General features: G+C 66.5%; 11 protein-coding genes. 1 reads left to right on the forward strand and 10 read right to left on the reverse strand.

The features are described 5' to 3' along the window. Positions 1–951: 951 nt before the first annotated feature. Positions 952–2,652, reverse strand: a complete 1,701-nt coding sequence (locus ACWDUA_RS23620) for an AMP-binding protein (RefSeq protein WP_449753457.1) — start codon at positions 2,650–2,652, stop codon at positions 952–954. Positions 2,653–2,901: 249 nt separating this feature from the next. Between ACWDUA_RS23620 and ACWDUA_RS23625 the strand changes: the two genes are divergently transcribed. Continuing rightward, positions 2,902–3,912, forward strand: a complete 1,011-nt coding sequence (locus ACWDUA_RS23625; RefSeq protein WP_449753458.1) for a YihY/virulence factor BrkB family protein — start codon at positions 2,902–2,904, stop codon at positions 3,910–3,912. 29 nt (positions 3,913–3,941) lie between these two features. On the opposite strand, the gene ACWDUA_RS23630 is transcribed toward ACWDUA_RS23625, so the two are convergent. The 9 genes from ACWDUA_RS23630 to ACWDUA_RS23670 all read right to left on the reverse strand — a co-directional run bounded on the left by ACWDUA_RS23630 (position 3,942) and on the right by ACWDUA_RS23670 (position 19,835). Further along, the gene (locus ACWDUA_RS23630; RefSeq protein WP_449753459.1) at positions 3,942–4,574 is read right to left on the reverse strand and encodes a TetR/AcrR family transcriptional regulator; all 633 of its coding nucleotides are present in this window, start codon (positions 4,572–4,574) and stop codon (positions 3,942–3,944) included. 97 nt (positions 4,575–4,671) lie between these two features. Further along, a complete protein-coding gene (locus ACWDUA_RS23635) occupies positions 4,672–6,582 on the reverse strand; it encodes a hypothetical protein (RefSeq protein WP_449753460.1) in 1,911 nt (636 codons plus the stop codon). Continuing rightward, complete coding sequence (locus tag ACWDUA_RS23640; RefSeq protein WP_449753461.1) at positions 6,579–7,478, reverse strand: DMT family transporter; 900 nt, start codon at positions 7,476–7,478, stop codon at positions 6,579–6,581. The genes ACWDUA_RS23635 and ACWDUA_RS23640 overlap by 4 nt, the downstream gene beginning before the upstream one ends. Then, a complete protein-coding gene (locus ACWDUA_RS23645) occupies positions 7,475–8,566 on the reverse strand; it encodes a hypothetical protein (RefSeq protein ID WP_449753462.1) in 1,092 nt (363 codons plus the stop codon). The genes ACWDUA_RS23640 and ACWDUA_RS23645 overlap by 4 nt, the downstream gene beginning before the upstream one ends. A gap of 122 nt (positions 8,567–8,688) precedes the next feature. Next, the gene (locus ACWDUA_RS23650; RefSeq protein WP_449753463.1) at positions 8,689–9,558 is read right to left on the reverse strand and encodes a patatin-like phospholipase family protein; all 870 of its coding nucleotides are present in this window, start codon (positions 9,556–9,558) and stop codon (positions 8,689–8,691) included. Positions 9,559–9,811: 253 nt separating this feature from the next. Then, a complete protein-coding gene (locus tag ACWDUA_RS23655) occupies positions 9,812–11,911 on the reverse strand; it encodes a DEAD/DEAH box helicase (RefSeq protein ID WP_449753464.1) in 2,100 nt (699 codons plus the stop codon). Positions 11,912–11,914: 3 nt separating this feature from the next. Further along, positions 11,915–13,210, reverse strand: coding sequence for a BREX system ATP-binding protein BrxD (brxD, locus tag ACWDUA_RS23660; RefSeq protein WP_449753465.1), 1,296 nt, complete (start codon positions 13,208–13,210; stop codon positions 11,915–11,917). Continuing rightward, on the reverse strand, positions 13,207–16,047 hold the full coding sequence (gene pglZ / locus ACWDUA_RS23665) for a BREX-2 system phosphatase PglZ (RefSeq protein ID WP_449753466.1): 2,841 nt from the start codon (positions 16,045–16,047) through the stop codon (positions 13,207–13,209). Before pglZ ends, brxD begins: the two co-directional genes overlap by 4 nt. Then, entirely contained in the window at positions 16,044–19,835 is a 3,792-nt protein-coding gene (locus tag ACWDUA_RS23670; protein WP_449753467.1) for a DUF6079 family protein, read from the reverse strand. The genes pglZ and ACWDUA_RS23670 overlap by 4 nt, the downstream gene beginning before the upstream one ends. Between the last annotated feature and the right edge of the window lie 9 nt (positions 19,836–19,844).

Below are 19,844 nucleotides of genomic sequence, written 5' to 3' on the forward strand. Positions count from 1 at the left end.
GTTTCGACGTCTCTTGTCGTCGTCCGGTTGCTGATTGAGCCGGGACCGAGCATCGCGAGGACCCGTGTCGAAATCTCCTGAGCCTGCGTGGGGTGATGGCCACCTCGGCCGTTTGGTTGCGTTGGCGAGTTCGGCCGGCGGGGGTTTCGACGTCTCTTGTCGTCGTCCGGTTGCTGATTGAGCCGGGACCGAGCATCGCGAGGACCCGTGTCGAAATCTCCTGAGCCTGCGTGGGGTGATGACCACCTCGGCCGTTTGGTTGCGTTGGCGAGTTCGGCCGGCGGGGGTTTCGACGTCTCTTGTCGTGGTCCGGTTGCTGATTGAGCCGGGACCGAGCATCGCGAGGACCCGTGTCGAAATCTCCGCTGCCTGCGTGGGGTGGTGACCACCTTGGACGTTTGGTCACCTCGGTGAGTTCGGCCGGCGGAGGTTTCGACTCGTCTCGTCGCTGCGCTCCTCGTCGGCTCAACCAGCAACGGCCACACGCTGATTGAGCCGGGACCGAGCATCGCGAGGACCCGTGTCGAAATCTCCGCTGCCTGCGTTGGGTGGTGACCCACTTCGGAGGTGGCGGGGTCGGCGAGTTCGGCCGGCGGGGGTTTCGACGTCTCTTGTCGTGGTCCGGTTGCTGATTGAGCCGGGACCGAGCATCGCGAGGACCCGTGTCGAAATCTCCGCTGCCTGCGTGGGGTGGTGACCACCTTGGGCGTTTGGTCACCTCGGTGAGTTCGGCCGGCGGAGGTTTCGACACGCCTCGTCGCTGCGCTCCTCGTCGGCTCAACCATCAACGGCCACAAGCTGATTGGGCCGGGACCGAGCATCGCGAGGACCCGTGTCGAAACCTGTGGGGTGGTCATCTCGGCGAACCAGCGTAATCACTGCGCGACAGAGTGATTGGAGAATTCTACCGACGGTCGGCAAACCAGGCGCTGCGGGGCTCGATCTCGGTGGTCATGCCCGGTGGCGCTCGAGGTAGGCCGCCCGGACGCTTCGTCGCAAGGTCTTGCCGATCATGTTGACCGGAAGGTCGTCGACCACCTCCAGGTGCCGGGGGATGGCGTAGCCGGGAAGACGTTGCGAGCCGAACTGCCGGACCTCGGCCAGCGTCGGGGCCGGCCTGTTCGGGTCGACCACGATGGCCGCGAGGACTTCCTCATCGGTGCCGTCGCCACGGGGAATCCCGACGACTGCGATGTTGGCGACTCCGGGCATCTGCCAAAGGTGGCTTTCGACGACGGACGGGAACACGTTGAATCCGCCGACCAGGATCAGCTCCTTGACGCGGTCCACGAGCACCGCGAACCCGTCATGATCGACGTCGACGACATCCCCGGTGTACAGCCAGCCCTCGGCGTCCACGGTCTGCGCCGTCGCCTCGGGCTGACCGAGGTAGCCGGCGAACACCTGCGGACCCCGCACACACAGCTCGCCGTGGCGCACACCGTCGGCGTCAGGTGTGACCTCGACGGTGTGGTCCTCGGCGTCGACCACCCTGATCTCGGTGTTGGGGAACGGGATCCCGAGGGCACCACGCCGCCGTCTCTCCGAGCAGGGGTTGCCCAGCGCGATCGGCGAGCACTCGGTCATGCCGTAGCCCTCGATCAGCAGGCCCCCGGTGGTGCTCTCCCACCGTTCGGCGACAGCCGGTGACAGGGGCATGGCACCGCTGAAGGCCACTCGGATGGAGGTGAGGTCGGTGTCTCCGGCTGCGTCGAGCAGCCGGTCGAACATGGGTGCCACCCCCGGGATGAACGAGGCCGGGCGCCGGCGCTGCGCTGCGACCACCGCGGTGGGATCGAAGTTGGGAAAAGCCACCAAGGTGGCACCGATCAGTGGGGGCAGGACGAGGCAGAACATCATTCCGAAGGCGTGGAAGAACGGGAGCATTCCGTAGACGACATCGGAGCCGGTGTCGAAGCCCGCCCACGCTCTCCCCTGGGTTGCGTTGGCCACCAGATTGCGGTGTGTCAGTGTGGCTGCCTTGGGGGTTCCGGTGGTGCCGCCGGTGAACATGATCAGTGCGATGTCCGACGCCTGTCCGACGGCCTGCAGTGGTTGCGGCGCCGCCGTGGCGACCAGGCGACGCCAGTCTTGGGCATCTCCGGTGTCGGCACCGGTCAATGCCCGGCGCTTTGTGCGTGCCGCGGCCACGGGAAGGCGTAAGGCAAGTCGTGCGGTCCAGGGCAGGTCGTCGGCGACGTCCACCGAGATGACCTCGCGCACTGCGGTTCCGATCGCGGCCTCGTGCACGTCGAGGACGCGGTTGCGCCAGCACAGGACGAGTACCGACCCGGTTGTGACCAACTGGTCGTGGAGTTCGGCGACGGTGTAGGTCGGATTGTGTTCGACCACGGTTGCACCGCATGCCAGTACCGCGTGGAAGGCCCCGACATGGGAGGTGCTGTTGGGCAGTACCAATGACACGGCGTCGCCTGCCTGTACACCCAGTTGGCGTAACGCGTGTGCACCTCGCCCGGCGAGGGTGGCCAGTTCGGTGTAACTGGTTGTGGCGCCGAAGAAGTCGACGGCGACCACATCGCCGTCTCGTTCCGCGGCCTCGATCAGCAGATCGGTGATCCGGTTGTCGGGGACGGTGACGTCGTCGGGAACCCCCGGTCCGTACGAAGCCAGCCATGGACGGTCCTGCATCATCGCGACCCCGGTTCCTCGACATCGATCGGCCGCGAGTCAGCCTACTCGCCGTGGCGCGAGAATCCGGTGGGTGTGAAGGTGTTTCCCGGCATGACTCCGGTGACCCGGGCGCGCACGCGATCAGTGCCGACGGCCGTACCACCGCCGCCTGCCGGGAACCGGACAACCACTCCGGTTAGACTCAAGGGCCGAGCGACCGATCGTCGGCCGGACAGGTTGCGTGGAGCGGTTCACAGGAAGGGAGCGCCGGTGTCGTTCTCCGAACGCGTCGACCACTTCCAGCGACGCCATCCGGCGAGCGGGTATCCGTTGGCAGTGGCCTACAAGTTCTTCGACGATCAGGGCGGCTACCTCGCGGCGCTCATCACCTACTACGCGTTCATCTCGCTGTTCCCGCTGCTGCTGGTCTTCACCTCGATACTGGGCTTCGTGCTGCATGACGATCCCGAACTCCAGCGGCAGATCGTCGACTCGGCGCTCTCGCAGATCCCGGTCATCGGTTCTCATCTCGAGGTGCCCGGCGAGATCACCGGCAGCGTGATGGCGGTGACCATCGGCGCGGTGAGCGCGGTCTACGGTGCGCTCGGCGTGGCGGTGGCCCTGCAGAACGCCATGAACGTCGTGTGGACCGTGCCGCGGAACAACAGACCCAATCCGATTCGGGTACGCATCCAGGGAGCCTGGTTGCTGTCGACGGTCGGCGTCGCGATCATCGGTCTCACCGTGCTCAACGGTGTCGTCGCGGCGTCCGATCTGGGATCCGCCAGCACGGTCCTGACCATCGTGGGTTCGGTCGTTCTCAACACCGGGATCTTCGTCGTCGCCTTCCGGATCGGCACGAGTCGGTCGGTGAGCACACGGGATGTCTTTCCCGGCGCATTCGGGGCTGCGCTCGGGTGGCAGGCGCTGCAGACCTTCGGCAGTGTCTACGTGCTGCGCGTCATCGCCAGGGCGAGTGAGACGTACGGGGTGTTCGCGATGGTGCTCGGACTCCTCGCCTTTCTCTACCTCGCCGCGGTGCTCGTCGTGGTGTGTCTCGAGGGCAATGTGGTGCGCGTCGACAAGCTCTACCCGCGCTCACTGCTCACCCCGTTCACCGACAACGTGGTGCTCACCCCGGGCGACGAGGCCGCCTACACCGCGCAGGTACGCGCCCAGCGCAGCAAGGGGTTCGAGGAGATCGACGTGACCTTCGACAAGTCGGGTGGCGAGGATTCCGATCCCGTTCCCGACCACGTTGCACAGCATCACCAGCGGTGACGGCCGGACTGGGACGACGCCGGCCGGGCCTACTCCCCGCGGTCTCCCGGTACCGTGACCCCTTGTGCCTTGTCTCCCGCTGCTGAGGTGCGCGGTGTGAAGCTCGAGAACAGTGTGTCCCGGATGGCCATCCAGTCGCCCCATTGGTCGGCGTTCTTGGGATCGTGCAGCCACCGGAAGCGCAGTCCGTCGACGACGAGGCTCAACATCCGCAGCACCGCCTCGGGGTTCTCGTAGTCCCGGACCACCAGCTCCCAGGTGATCGGCAGGGGCCGGATGCTGAACTGCTGGTACGCCTCGTGCGCGGGATGATCCGGTGACATGGCGTAGGCCTCGAGCAGGTCGAAGTTGCTCGTGATCTCCTTCATGCCGGCGAAGTGCCGCACGAGCGAATCGGCCAGATCGAGCAGGGTGAGATCGTCGCCGTACTGGGCGACGATGCGTTCCACCGCGGCGACCTCGTCGTTGTTCCACTGTTCGAGGACGGCGGCGAACAGGTCGCTCATCGACGCAAAGTGGTGCTTGACGCCTGGTGCCGACATGCCGCAGCGGCGGGCGACCGAGCGCAGGGTGACGTCTGCGGGTCCGGACTCCTCGATCATCGACCGGGTGGCGGCGATGATCCTGCGCTTACGTTCTTCCGGCGTCAACCTCTCCGCCATACGGCCCCCTCTCAGCGGTGCAATCTATCTCCCCCGCCGCACCGCACCACCGCTGCCCCCCGGTTGCATCGCCCCCGTCACTCGGCATCGGCCCCCGTCACTCGTAGGCGGTCGCCCGCAGGCGCACCAACTCGCGGGCACACTGGACGATCCGGACGTCCACGCCGTCGGCGGTCGCGTCGTCGTAGGCGAGTCCGCGTGACTGCGCGGTCGGTCCGCCGAGGATCTCGCGGGTGTGGGCGATGGTGTCGCGGAACCCGGTCCCGGTAGGAGTCCGGTCACGGTAGATCACGGTGACCAGCGTCAGCATGTCGATGATGTTGGCAGCCGATTCCACCCGACCGCGTTGCTCAGGCGCCATCGCCGCACCGTTGCCCCGCAACTGATCGCTGATCGCCGAGGCTCGGACGAAGACGGCGAAGCGCGTCGAATCGTCCAGTTCGGCGTCGGTGTCGATCTCCGACAGCAGCACGAGCAGCTTCTCGGTGGCGGTCGACAGCGCGTCCTGGACGGTGGTGCGCCGTGATCGCAGCACCGACGGGAGACTGACGAGGAACACGATCACACCGGCGACGAGAAGCATCAGGATGACGTGGACGAGGGTCGCCAGCGGATCCAGGTGACGACTGGTGGCGGTCAGGGCCACCGTCATGGCCACACCACCCGCATTGGACACGATCGGGTGCGAGAACATGTACCACGTCAGCGTGAACAGCCCGATGATGGCGATCAGCGCCATCGTCGGGGCGGGTAACCACACCGCGGCGAGTACCACCAGCACGACGGCGATCGCGCATCCGATCAGTCGATAGCCGATGCGCCGGACTGTCTCCGTCCACGTCGGCTGCAGCATGGACACGACTGCGTTGAAGAAGGTGTTCGCGAAGAACGGCTGCGCCACCTGCAGGCCGGTCCCCCAGGCTGCGAGAATGCCCACCGACTTGGCCAGACCTTGGTGTAGCTCGGGCGAATCCGGCGAGATCGCCGCGGTGATCCGGGCGCGCAGGAAGGTCGAGCGCAAGTCCTTGACCCGGGTCAGCGGCGTCGTGTCACGGTCGGTGGCCGCCTGCCGGATCGTAGCCAGGTGGTGCTCGGCCTTGGTGACGAGGGCTCGCGACGCAGCGGTCAGCCGGGGGTCGTCGGGGACTGTCGGATTGTCGGTGAGACGCTCCTGCGGGGCCGAGTTCTTGTGGTCGATCTCGTCGGGATGACGCGCCTCGACGAGATCGGCGACGGCGGTGGCGTCGGCGTTCACCGCGGCCAGAGCAGCCGAGATCCCCAGCTTCTCGGGGGTCTGTGTGGTCGGCCGGTCGGCCTGTGCGCGAAGCAGATCCACCGAGCGGCGGAACCGAAGCGACTCGGTGAGCACCATTGTCGTCCAGGTGGACGGGCGATCCACCATCCAGCTCCGGATGATGTCGACGGTCGTGAAGTCGCCGGTCCGCAACGGCGCCGCCACTGCCACGCGGGTCGGTTTGGTGGGATCGGCGATTCCCGCGAGCACGCGCACCGCCACTGCGATGGCGAGTCCCAGCAGAACCGCCATCACGATGTGGAACTCGGATGTTCCTGTGGGAAGCGCGATTCCATAGCCTGCGACCGCCGAGTAGCACACCCCGATGCTGAGGAGTCGGAACTTCGGGATGACCGCGGGAAACAGCGACAGCCCGAAGATGACGAGGATCAGGACGAGGACACCGGCAAAGCTGTTCCACGTGCCGAGTGCGCGGGGAACGCACGCGGCGAAGACGGTCAGCGGGGCGAGCCAGGCCAGTCGGCGCAGGTCCGAACCCAGGGATCCGCCGAATGTCGCCATCACACAGAACAGTCCGACCATCGCACCGAGTACCGAGGCCTTGCCGAGGCCGGCCGAATAGCCGATGCCGAGGGAGACCGTCATGACCACCAGGGTCAGGATGAACAGGGCCGGCCCGCCGTCATGAGCCGGCGGTGGCGGGAGTTTCTGCGGGGTGTCGGGTACCGGTTCGTTCGGGGTCGACGTGGTCATCGCGCTACCTCCACGGTGGCCGATCGCTGTGGTGTGGGGTCGGGATCGGATTCGGGTGCCGACAGGCGACCGAGCATGATGGTCGCGAGGATCATCACCGACAGTGCGACGATGACGAGGATGTCGCCGGTGCTGTCGATCCCCAGGGTTTCCTGATAGATCGTCAATCCCAGGGCCATGGCGATGATCGGCTTGAGGACGGTGACCGTCGGTAGGCTGGTCTGCACGTCACCGGCCTGATAGCTCGACTGTTGCCACAGCGTGCCGAGGGTCGCGGTCAGCGCCATCGCCCAGAACTCCCAGCTGCGCGCTCCGGCGAGGAGCCCGTCCTCGAATGCCGCGATCCCCGTCTTGGTGAGCGGTGCCGAGATGCCGAGGAGCACACCGGCGGCGACGGCGAGGGTGAGCGATCGCCAGGTGCCGTGCGGCAGCCGGGAACCGACGATCACACACACCGCGACGACCGGGATGACGACCGCCAGCGGGACGATCCAGGCGCTGAACGGCGGATGCTCGATTCCCTCGGACGGTTGGCCGAGTGCGATGAACACGACGAGCGAGATCGTCAGGGCCCCGGCCCAGAACCATTCGCGGGCAGTCAATCTGCGGCGCGCGGTCATCGCCGCAAGGGGCAGTGCGAACAGCAGCGTCGTGACGAGTAGTGGCTGCACGAGCATGAGGCTGCCGACGGCGAGCGCGGCGGCCTGCACGACGAAGGCGAGGATGTCGGCGACGAGCCCGGCCACCCACGTCTTGCGTCTCGCCAGGGTGAACAAGAAGCCCGCGCCGAGCGCCTCGTCGTCGGAAAGGCCTTGTGTGCCCTTGGCTTGCAGAACCGATGCGATGGCGAACAGGAAGGCGGCGATCAGCGAGAGGGTGATCGCGAGAACGGTCACGCATGCACCTCGGTGGTGGGCAGCGCGCCACGCTCGTCGTCGGCATCCGGCGCTTCATCGCTCACCACGGGATTCTGTAGGCGACGGATCCGAGAGGTGAAGACGGCGAGGGCCAGCAGTCCGATGGCCACGTTGATCAGTGCCCCGAACTCCTCCTCGACGAAGTCGAACACCTCGGTCAGCAGCATGGTCACGAGGGCGGCCGCCCGCAGCAGTCGCACGGGTGCCACGGTTCCATCCCGCAGTCGCAGCACGGCGACGATGCACAGGACTGCTGCCACCGCGGACCCGACCAGCTGCCCGATGGGGGTGATGCCGGTCTGGGAGCCCGTGTCGAGATCATCCGAGATGGTGACGAGCGCACTGATCACGCCGGCGAGCGAGAAAAGCGTCAGGACGATCGCGGCGACGACGGTCGCCCGCGACCCGCCGAGGTCCACCCAGGGATGGGCCTTGAGCCACAGGGCGATCCGGTCCCGACGGCTCGGTGGTCGGACCGGGCACGATGCGATGATCGACGCGATGCCGGCCACATCCGCGGCCGCTGCACCGTCCCGGGATGCAGCCAGGAGCTTCCGGGCATGGGTGCGTTGGGTCGGGGTGAGACCGGTGACCATGCCGTCGGCGGCGATCCCGGCCGCGCCGGCGAGTGCGGCCGAACCCGATTGGCCGGCCACGTCGAGCACGAGACGGTTGAGGACCAGGATCATCACCACGACGACGTACATGATCGACACCGCGGGGCTGTAGAAATAGTCGTTGGTCTTGGTGACGAACTTGCCCACCTCGTCGAGGAACAGGCCGAATCCGATCCCGCCGAGGACCACCGAGAAGGTGCGCGGGCCGGTGCCCAACAGTGACAGCGAGACCACCAGGGCCACCACCATTCCCGCGCCGCCCCACAGGGCGTGGGCGATGTGCAGGGTGCCGCCGCCGATCTGTGGGTAACCGGTGGCCTGGAGGTAGGCGCGGGTCACCAGGATGGTGACGATCGCGATGATGACCAGTGCCTCGACGGATTCGCCGCCGCCGGCGCGGCGTGCAAGGGTGGACGGCGTGCGCCGTGCGGGGGCTGGGCCTGTGTGCACCTTGGGTCCCTTTCAGTACGCAAAACCGACATGCGTACCTTACAGGTGTTAGACAGGTTCGGCCAGGGTTGGGAGGTCGTGATCGACGCTGCCATCGGCGGTGCGGCCCGGGCCATCCGGTGTCAGTGCCAGAAGTCCTTGGTCTGCACGGCCAGTGCGGCGCCCTGATGGTAGCCCGCTTGTGCCGCTCGTGGCCTGATTCGCAGATCCATCATGTTGGCGCCGAACGCGGTCACCGAGTCGGCATCCGGGAAGATCGTCTCGACCTCGCCACCGGCGGAGCGGAGCGTGTCCACCTGTGCTGCGAGGTTCATCCCCCACTCCGCTGGAGTCCGGAACCGGCCACCGAACGGTGAGAGCACCAGGACATGCTCGAATCCGGTTGCCAGATCTGCATTCTCGTTCGATCGGTAGCCACCGTCGATGAAATGCCGTTGCGCTATGCGGTGCGGCTCCCCGCTGGCGCAGCTCGCGGCCACGGCATCGGCGAGGTCGACGCCGCTGCGTCGGTCGAAGACGACCGGCTCGCCCGTCTCGGCGTCGACGGCCACGATCCGGACGTCGCGATCGGGCCACTCGAGGCTCGGCAGCCTGGACGCGACGATGTCTCGCCAGGACGGACGACCGGCAGGCGGTGCATCCGAGGTGAGGGCCAGTGCGGCCGCACCCATCCGTCGGCGCATGTCGGCGGGGTCGTGGGCGTCGGCGATGATGGCGGCGGTTCGTGCCATCTGGTCGGCGACGTGGGTTCGGCCGGCCCCGGAACCGCCACGACTGACCGTGGGCTGCGGGGTGTCGCGGATGTCGGCGAACAGCTGCGCCGGTCTCGCGCCGGTGATCTGGGCGGCGGTGGTGGAGCCCGCCGACGTCCCGATGATCAGGTCGGCGTCGGTCACATCCACTCCGGCATCCTCGAGTCCCGCGAGGACACCGATCTCCCAGGCGTTCCCGCCCGATCCGCCGCCACCGAGAACCAGCGCACAACTGTTCATGAATCCGGACTGTACGGACCGCCCGTCGAGCCGTGCAACGGGTTTTCGCGGACGTAAAAGCCTTGTCGCACTTGCCCGCTTCTCGGGTATATGTGACGCCTACTGTCTCCGCGCCATCGCGATCGACGGCCATTCCGAATCAGTAAGGGCGGGATTCGGGGAGTTCATCCATCACATCGCGATAGTAACGATCGAGACCGACAAGTTGGACACGATCGCGTTGTCCTTGCCCGTCCGGTGAGGCAATTCGACGTCACTCGCTTCCGACCCGGAACGAAATACATTCGTTCAGCAAACCTTCTGCCCGCTTCGCCTCCATCATCCGAACTGCGAGCGTCCGGCGGGCGAGGTCCTCAGGCAGCGCGACCGAGAACTTGAGCCCCTTGATCGCGCTGCGGTCGACGGCGGGGGCGGGTCGCTCCGAGCTGTGCTGGACGTCGCCCAGCCCCTGCTTGATGGCGTCAACGGTCAGATCTGAGTGCAGCCGAATCGATTCGGCCCCGATTCGCTGCCGGCCGGGCACAAGATCACGTGCCCAGGCGGCCAGTGTGCGGTTGGCCTTGACACCTGCCCACGTCCACCATCGCCAGTCACCGCGGCTGTCGCGCTCGATCACCAGCGAGTCTGCGCGCACGTCGGCGGCGCGCTGTGCACGGTAACCGTCGAGCGCTGCGAGGGCACGACGTGACAGCGTGACACCGGCAGGTGTGTCGCCGAGCAGCACGCTGCGTACGCCGCGGGTGATCTCGTAGGACAGGCCATCGGGAATCGACTGCCAGCGAGCCATTCCGTGAATATCGGTGGCCTCGACATACACTTGCCGTCGCTTCCAGTCGATATGGGTGACCAGCCACGAACGGCCACCGAGCAGCAACACACGCACATCCTCGACGTCCTCGGTCAGTAAACCGATGTCGACCATCCCGATCTCGTTGCGGCCCTGGAACACCCGGAACTCTGGTGCAGCCGTGAACACCGCGAGTAGCTCCATGAAATGTCGTCGCCCGAAGTGCTTCTCGGCCTCGACCCCGATGAATGCACTACCGGCATCGTGATCGAGGAAGCCGGTGTCGAGCAGGTGGTCGAGAATCTCTTGGCCCTCGTCGCCGAAGAGCGGCAGCGTTCCCCACTGCTGTTGCCAGCCGTTGAGTGGGACTCGTCGGGTCTGCAGCGCTGCGGCGAGCAACTGCTGGGCGGCGATGTGCCGCGGTTCGGGTGTGGCGACCACCGGCTCGACCCATCCAGCAGCCCAGCAGTGCAGCATCCCCAATGTCTGGGCGAGCGAGGAGTCGTCGAGGGCGAGAAACAGGCAGTGACGAGTTGTGCCGGGGCGTCGGCCGGTCCGACCGAGCCGCTGCAAGAACGACGAAACGGTACGCGGTGAGTTGATCTGGATGACACGATCGAGATCGCCGACATCGATGCCGAGTTCCAGTGTGCTGGTCGCGACGATCACACAGTCGCGGGCGTCGGCGAACGCAGCCTCGGATTCGCGTCGTTGCTCCGCCGACAACGAGGAGTGCGAGAGGAAGGTGGTGACCCCTCGATCACGCAACGACGTCCCGAGCTCCTCGGCCAGGCGCCGTGAGTCGACAAATACCAGGCGCTTCTCGCCGTGGTGCAGCCCGGCGATCACCTTGGCTGCGTTCTCGGCACTGCCGACGGCATCGACGACGATCTCCGGATTCGACGCTGTGGGGACCCGCGGTGCCACCACACGTCCCTTCGTGGGGGCTCCCCCACGTAACCATTCGAGCAGCTCGTCGGGATTGCCGACCGTCGCCGACATCCCGATCCGCTGTAGGCGTCGACCGATCAACGAGTCGAGCCGGGCGATCACCGCGAGGAGATGCCAGCCGCGGTCGTCACCGGCGAATGCATGCACCTCGTCGACGACGACGGCCTGAACTCCGCCCAGAAACTGAAGTGCATCAACACTTTCCGACACCAGCATCGACTCGACTGATTCCGGTGTGGTCAGCAGGATGTCGGGACGCTGGCGTGTGATCCGTCTGCGCGCCGACTGTCCCACGTCCCCATGCCATACGGCGGCGCTGCGGCCGACCCACGCCGCGTAGTCACCGAGTCGGGGACCCAGATTGTTCAGCAGGGCTTTCAGCGGGCACACATACAGCACCGACGTCCCGGTCCACCGCTGCGCCTGCATCCGGGTGAGGACCGGAAACATCGCCGCCTCGGTCTTGCCGCCCGCCGTCGGTGCGAGCAACAGCGCATCGTCACCGTCGACGATCGTCGGGATCGAATCCTCCTGCAGCGGGCGTAGTCCCGGCCAGCCGAGCGAGTTGACGATGTGGTGCTGAATTGCCGGGTCGAGGAGTTCGAATCCGCTCATGAGCTACAGCTCGATGTCGTCGGGCGAGACCGCGGCCCGTTCGGTGTCGGTGAGTTCGTTGCCCGACACCGTCAACGCGTAGTCGCGCCGAGGATCGAAGCCGGCGTGCAGGTCCACACGGTCGAGTACGTCGACCACAAGCTTCTTCAGGAACAGTCGTGGTGCGACGCCGACCTGTCCGCCGAGTTTGCCGGCCACCGCGGTGGCGAGATCGGCGATGTAGACATCGTCGACCACCGTACGGATGCGCATCGGATCGTCGGCACCATCGGCGTACACGTCGCGTACCCGAATGCCGACCTCCACGAGGCGGTCGGCGTCGAAGTTCTGGAGTCGGATCTGCGGGGCACGTGGATTGTCGAAACGTGCATCGGTGGTGAAGTCGGTGGCGAGTCGTTGGGCCAGCGGCGGCAGCGACTGCACGCCCATCCGGCCGTCGAAGAACGCCGGTGTCCCGGTGATCAGCAGGTACAAGCCCGGATACCGTCCCGAGTCGAGTTCATCGATCCATTGCCGCAACGCATTCAACGCCTTGGCGCGGCTGTCCGAACGCATCCGCTGCAAGGTCTCCACCTCGTCGATCACCAACAGCAGCCCTGGGTGTCGCGCACCCTTCAAGACCGCAAGCAATCCCTGCAAGAAACCCATGGCGAGGAAGTGGTCGACGTCGTGACGCACACCGGCCGCACGCTTGGCCGATGCCGCCACATGCGGTTGCCCACCCAGCCACGCGATGAGCGCATCGGCGGTGACCGCGTCACCGTCCTCCACCGCCGTCCGATAGGCGCGTAACACCATGGGATACACCGGTGTCGCGGTCGCGACCGCGGCAAGTCGCTGCTCGAGCAGCGCACCGACCTCGGCTGCTGTCGGTTCCTCACCCGCAGCGGTGGCCGAGGCGTCCTCCTCGATCTCGAACAGCCACGCGTCGATCACCGAGCGGAACGCCGACGGCGGAAAGGCCGACGTGTGGAGTGATTCGGTGGTCCTGCGGTACACCGTCTCGAGTTTGTGCAGCGGGGTCTCGAGCTCGCTGATCTGGACCTCGGCAACGGCGAACCCCTGACGCATCGCCCGTTGCTGCGCCCAACGCGCGAAGAAGGTCTTACCCGAACCGTATTCACCGCGCACGGCCTTGAACACCGACCCGCCGGCGGCGACAGCGGCGAGCTCGTCGTCGACGGTGGCAGCGAACTTGTCGATCCCCACTGCCAGTACGTCGAGGTTGCCCGAGGGCACACTGCCCTGCCGAAGGGCAGTCAGGATCTCGCGTCGGCGGACCGGTGAGAGGTCGCTCACTGCGTCAATCCGAACTGTTCGAACAACAACGGGGTCGCGATGATCACGTCGTCTCCTTGCTGGCCGATCACCGACACGCCATCGATGTTGAAGATCTGGCTGAGATGGGCGACCGCCCCGCGGGCCTTGGCCGGTCGCAGATCCAGGATCTCGGCGACCTTGACCATCGGGATCACACCGTTGGCCGCCTCGGCCTCGCGCAGTAGTGCCCCGATCGACACCTTGGTGAGGTTGCGCCCGAACCGCGCGAACTGACTGGAGAACAGATCGGTGGTGAGCACCTGCCCCACCAGATCGAAGACTGCCGCGTCACCACCATCGGTCGACGACGCGTCGGAGGCCGGCGTAGCCCCCAGATCGAACAAGGACTCCTGACCATTCGATGCCGCCGGTGTGGCCGCCTTCGTCGACTTGGCCGGACGCTTCTTCGGCGCCCGTACCTCGATCGAGGTCACCACCGGGATGCCCGCCGTGGATGTTGTGTCGTCGAGGTCCCACCACGCGGGCGGTCCGAAGTCTGCCGGCGCCAAGGGCAAGTGCGAGCCGATCGCACCGTTGACCAGAATCGACACCGAGATACACACCTCGGCGAGTGCCGCGCCGCCGTGATATCCGGCCTTGAGGCCGGTGTAGCGGAGCTGTTCGTCGACGGCCAGGACCGCCCGATGATCGTCGGTGAGGACACGGTCACCGGCCACGAGCACCTCGTCGTCGGCCGCGGGTATGCCGGTTGCGTGCCGATACCGGGCAGAAACCTGTTCGCCGCGCTGCACACTCGGCTGTTCACGCCGTTCCACCACATGCCCGTGATCGCTGACGAGGACCACGGTCCGGCCGACCGCGGCGGCCTCGGTGAGCAACGCATCCAGATGTTTGAACGACGCGATCGTCCACGAGGTACCGATCGGATCGGATCGGTCGAGGGCGTCGTCGATGTCGTTGAGTACGCAGGCCACGACCGTCCGGCCTTCGGTGTCCTGCACGGCGTGACGCACATCGAGCGCCAGCGAGTGTCCCTTCGACACGGCATCGAGATCGGCCTTGTGGAACAGCACCTGTCCCTGCCCACGTAACCCTTTCTGCTGCAACCAGTCGGCGAATCCGGACCGCTCACGGTCTTGCCCACCGGCGGCCAACGCCCCGGTGAGCAACGAACACCGAGAGAAGTGGGTGACGCTCGGCAACGCGGACAACGCCGTCAGCGGACCGTCGTGATCGGTTCCGATGCAGTTCTGCCACTGCGGTCGACGATGGCGGAGAGCATCGGCCACGATGTCGTTGGCCGAGGCCACGTCCATCCCGTCGGCAACGATCACCAAGACCGGTGACCGTTGGGGTGCGGCGGTCCCGAGGCCTGCGCCGGTTCCACCGTGATGGAGGGGGGTGAGCGGTAGAACGATCGAGGTCAGGACATCCTCGACGTACAGCGGTGCACCCGCTCCGGTTTCGTGATGCACCCCCGCCGCCGCGAGTCGCGCGGCGAACTCGCGATCCAGTCGGGCGCGGTGCACCCGGATCGTTTGCAGGAGGGCGTGATTGGCCGTGGCGAGAGTGGGGTTGTCGGCGCCGACGTGGGCGCGGTTGACCGCGCTGTCCACCCAGGACAGATCGGTGCGGTAGGTGGCCAACCACTCCGCCAGGGTGGTGGGCTGCGGCCAGGACGTCACCAGTCGCCGCAGCAACCGGAGACCCGCGGCACCGACTCCGACGTCGCGCGGTGCGGCGGACGAATCGTGATCGCGGTGCGCGCAGACCGCGGCCCACGCGTTCTCGACGGCCCCGAGATCGGCCGTCTCCGCGCCACCACGCCTCACCACCTGTTGGGCCGCCTGTGCCAGCCGAGCGGCAAAGGTGTTCAGGCGCAGGATCAGTGCGGAGGGCAACGTGTCGGAGCGCGCGACGAGTGATTCGGCATGGAGCTCGGACGCCAAGGCCTCGGCAGCGGTCAGCGTCGGTCCCGGATCAGGGGCAGCTGCGACGGCGAGTGTGGCCAACGCCCCCCAGGTCGCGAGTTGTGCCTCTGTCACCACGACGTCGTCGACCTTCATCTCGAGGCGGGTGCGGACGCGTGGGATGGTGTCTCCGACATCCTCGCCAGGCTGCGGTGTACCCGTGAGGAGTCCGGCGACCAGTCCGAGCGGAACGATCGACGACGGTCCCTGATGCCGCCACGCGGATACGACGACCGGTCCCAGTTCTCCGAGTCGTCGGGTGAGCCACTCGAGATACTGCTCGACGAGCACAGGCGGGGCATGGGTTGCCCACGCCTCGTAGCTCCGGGTCTTCACCGGATCCATCGACCACACCGCGACATGGTGTGGGGTGATGTCACCGCGCACGAGCCTGAATCGCTTGTTGCCGACCTCGGTGAAGACATGATCGTTGGTCAGGACACCACCCGGTGCCGGTGACGGCTTGTCCCCCACCTCACGCAGCATGGCCCGGGCGATGTCGGTCCGGTCGCCCAGCAGGCCGAACTCCTGCTTGGACGCGGCGAAGGCGTTGCGCAGCAACGGGAACGGATCGAGGTTGCGCAGCCGCCCGGTCACCAGGTGTTCGGCGACGCCACTGGGGATCTCCACTGCGGGCCGGTCGGTGAGGATCACCAGCCAGTCGGCTTCGGCACGGCGGCGGAGAGCGTCGCGGATCGCGAGCACGCTGGGGGCCGTGGTGATCAGGATCCGATCACCGGCGTGGATGGCCTCCTCCGGTCCCGACCACGTCGGGACCGCCGATACCGCAACCACTCCCGGACGATACTTCTTGTCGCGGAGTTCGGTGATCACACCCTTGATCGACTGCAGGTCGGCGTCCGGCAGTACCGCTGTGTCGGTCATCGGTCGGTGTCGGTGATCGTCGTGTCGGTGATCGTGACCGTGTAGGTGCGCTTGGGGTGCTTGTCGAGGAGGTCGGCGAGTTTCTGCTCCACGGCACTGAATCCGGTCCTCGCCGACACCTGCACCTCCACCACCGGCGTGTGCGGTCCCGGTCGGGAATCTGCCGGTTGAGGTTCGGTCTGCGGTTGTGGTGTGGGGGGCGGTGTGGCGAGCTGCGCGTCGGTCCATGATTCGCGGCGTTCCTTGACCCGGGCGAGTGCGGCGACGAGCGGCGTCGCGAATTCCTGGGCGACCAGGGCGGCGTCGAGTTCGGCGATGATGCTTGCCGCATCCAATCCCGCTTCCGATGACCCATTGGCCGCGGCACGGTGCAACAGCGGTTCGAGGCGTTGGAAAGCGAATCCCTCGACGGCATCGGCCACCGCGGGGGCGGTGGCGAGTGATCGACTGGCCTCGGTATCGGTGGCGCCCCCGAGGTCGGCGTCGGCTATCCGTGTGACCACGGCGAGGTTGTCCAGAGTCGAGAGGTCGGGGGCGAACACCTTGTCGAGCGCGAGGGCGGTCGTCAGGCGTGCCCCGCCGTCGATCCCTCGCTGCGAGTAGGCCTTGTCCAGTGCTGAGGCCAGCCGGTTGCGGTGTACCTGTCGATCGGCGGCAAAGGTGCGGACGGCGTCGGCGAATGCAGCCACATTGGTGGGGGTCAGGAAGTCGTTGGGTCGCTGTCCGGTCAGCTTGGTCCACCGGGCGTTGGCATCGACCCATGCCTGCCGTTCGGGCAACGGTTCGACCCTGAGTGTGAGCCCGCGGCGGCGGAACTCACCCAGTCCCGGCTCGGCGACCGCCGATCCGTGCAGGAACCACGACCGTCTGGTCTGCGCAGCCCATGCCGCGGTGATCAGGTCGACCACGTCGTCGGTGAGTCCGCGGCGAGGCCCGGACTCGATGATCGCGGTCCGTACTGCCTCGACCGGGACCTCGGAGTGCGATGTGTCACCGGAATCGTCGGTGGATACCCCGGACCGCCCCAGCTCCTGGGTGATCCGTGACCGCCAGCCGGCGAACTGATCGGCGGAGAAGATCAGATGTGTCTCACTGGTCTTGGCCAGTCCGAGGGGAGTGACGATCCGACGTACCGTCTGAATGTCACCGCGATCCAAGGCGAGCCGGCCCTCGGGATCGGATTGGGCCTCGCGCAACCGTTCAAGGGTCATCGCCAGTTCACGGCGGGTGATGACCTTGTCGGAGGGGGTGAAGTCCGGATGGTCGGGGTAGAGCGCGGTGAATGCGTCGGCGATCAATCGTTCCACGGCCTCGCCGAGTGTGGTCCCGATCGGCGGCTGCGCGGTGAAACCGGCATGCAGGGACCGGAGCGGCGGTTGATCGGCGAACAGTGCGGCGTCGGCGCCGGCGGTGGATGCCACCCCGTAGTACACCTGGATCGCCGACCCGATCTGACCGCGTAGCTGTGATTGCTGCTGCTGCAGAATCGATCTCGCTGCGGCCCGATCGGACTCGGCGAGTTCGTTGGCGAAGCCGGCCCACCGGTCGCCGGCGAGGACATAGTTGAGGATCACCAGGCGACCGAGCTGCCGGGTGATCTTCTCCGGGAAGAACGCCGGGGTCCAACAGACGGTGAACCGGTCGGTGGCGGTGCGCATCAGCGCATCCAGGCGATCATGATCCTCGGCGGTGGTGTGTCCTGCCTCGTCGAACGGCAGGTCGACGATCATGCGGAAGACACCATCACGAGAGGGGCGGAACGCGTCATCGGACAGGTAGCCATGATCACGGATGTTGCCGAAGACCACTTCGACGTCACGTTCGGTGGCGCGCCAGATGGCGGTCCGCAAGTACGCTCCGTCGACGGCCTGCTGCGCGTTGCCGACACCGAAGAACTCGCTGAGCAACTCGCGCATGAGTTTTCGGCGTTCGCCATCGGTGTCGTTCTCACGGCCGCGTTCGATGATCCGCTCGTAGTCCACCGATTCCAGGGTCACCGAGAAGATCGGGTTGGCGTCACCGGAGACGGTGATCTCGGGGACGTCGGCGGCCCAGCGGCGCACCTTGGCGACGATCTGGCCGACCTGGTCACCCGGGATCAGGCTGACCACGCTGCCATGGTTGAGCGATGCCAGACGTGACGCGTCGATCTGCTTGAGCGCGGGCACATTCGGTGCCAACGCCGACATCAGCAGGGTCTTGGCGATCCGGATGTCGGCGCGCAACCCGGCCGGCACGTCGGCATCGGAGGTGTCCGGATCGACGTTGACCTGGTGGAAGAGCAGCGGGCGGAGCTTGTCGAACCACAGGGTGCGTGCGGTCTTGAAGGTCTGGGCCACGGCATCGTTGATGGGGGTGTTACCCGCGCTGTCGATGATGTAGTCGAACGCCTCCCCCACCGGGATCACGTTCTCCACGGTGAGACGGTCGGCGTTGTCCTCGAGCATCTGCTTCATCACCTTGAGCGCGGTGCGTTCACGCTGCATCACCCCCGACAGACTGCGCAGCGTCGCGATGAGCGCCGGCGAGAACGGGTAGGTGAGTGTGAAGGCATCCGAGTCGGATCCGCGATGCTGATCGTCGGTGTTGATGCCGTCGAGCAGAACGTCCCACACCTTGGGGTTGCGGTCGATCGCGGCGAAGGCACTCTCGAGCCACTGCTGGGCCTCGGGATCGCGCACCCGGAGCAGGCGCTTGTGTGCGATGTACGGCAGATTCTCGTCGCCCAGAACCACATTCGCGAACCGCCCGGCCTGATGCCGGATGGCTTGTTCGGCCGCCTGCTGGGTGGCTCCCGAGTCGGAGCCCGTCGCCACCCACCTGGTCAGATCGAACTGCCGTGCCACAAAGGAGATCACGGGGAGCGCGAGTCGTCCACGACTGGTCTCGACGAGCTTGGTGAGCTTCTGCACCTCGGCGTTGAAGCGTTCGCGCTCGGAGATGATGAACGACAACCAGAGCATCAGCTCGTCGAGGAGCAGCACCACACCCGCATAGCCCAACGATTTGGCGTGTGATGCGATCACCGCGAGGCCGTCTTCGAGTGGCAGCCAATCGGTGTTGCGGGAGTAGCTGGTGAAGTAGGTGGCGATCAGGGCCTGCTGCAGGCGTGAACGCAGGGCGGGGTCGGCGTCTGCGGCGGTGGCCCCGGCATAGCTGGTGGCGTTCCAATCGCCCACCGCCACATCGGCCTTGCCCCAGTCGACGGTGGTCCCGGAGGAGCCGGCCGATCCGTTGAGGGTGGCGAAGAACTTTTCGTCTCCGTCGGCGGTCCGACGGTTGGCGGCGTCGGTGAACAGGTTGCCGGCCGAATGGAGCACCGGTGGTGCCGAGTCGGGATGCAACTCCCTGATCTGGTGCAGGTACTGGTCGAACAGCGAGGCCTCGACGGAATCTGCGCCCAGGAAGTGGAAGGTCAGCCGCAGCAGCTTCTTCTGCTCGATGGCCGTGTGCTTGGCGATGATGGGCTGCAACTCGGGAACCGCGAGTGCCTGCGGTGCGTGGCCGAGGATCGCGTACAGGACCGCCATGAAGTGCGACTTACCGGAACCGAAGGAGCCGTCGAGAAAGGCGGCCTTGTTCTCACCGGTGCGCAACCCCTCGTCGACGACGCCGAGAGCGACGTCGAATGCCTCGGCCAATGCAGGGGTCACGACGTAGGAGTCGATGGTCTGGGTCAGCTGCGCGTCACCGACCGAGTCGGACAGTTTGAGGACGTAGTCATTGCGTCCCGCCGACTCGGTGATGTCGAAGACCTCGCGCAGTGTGTGCGCGGGGCCAGAGGCCATTCCCGGAAA

This window comes from Gordonia sp. NPDC003376 (assembly GCF_053589235.1).

What these genes read in the sequence shown, in the direction of transcription:
- ACWDUA_RS23620 (WP_449753457.1), bottom strand. Translation starts at nt 2,652, where the DNA reads ATGATGCAGGACCGTCCATGGCTGGCTTCGTACGGACCGGGGGTTCCC.
- ACWDUA_RS23630 (WP_449753459.1), bottom strand. Translation starts at nt 4,574, where the DNA reads ATGGCGGAGAGGTTGACGCCGGAAGAACGTAAGCGCAGGATCATCGCC.
- ACWDUA_RS23635 (WP_449753460.1), bottom strand. Translation starts at nt 6,582, where the DNA reads ATGACCACGTCGACCCCGAACGAACCGGTACCCGACACCCCGCAGAAA.
- ACWDUA_RS23650 (WP_449753463.1), bottom strand. Translation starts at nt 9,558, where the DNA reads ATGAACAGTTGTGCGCTGGTTCTCGGTGGCGGCGGATCGGGCGGGAAC.
- ACWDUA_RS23655 (WP_449753464.1), bottom strand. Translation starts at nt 11,911, where the DNA reads ATGAGCGGATTCGAACTCCTCGACCCGGCAATTCAGCACCACATCGTC.
- pglZ (WP_449753466.1), bottom strand. Translation starts at nt 16,047, where the DNA reads ATGACCGACACAGCGGTACTGCCGGACGCCGACCTGCAGTCGATCAAG.
- ACWDUA_RS23670 (WP_449753467.1), bottom strand. Translation starts at nt 19,835, where the DNA reads ATGGCCTCTGGCCCCGCGCACACACTGCGCGAGGTCTTCGACATCACC.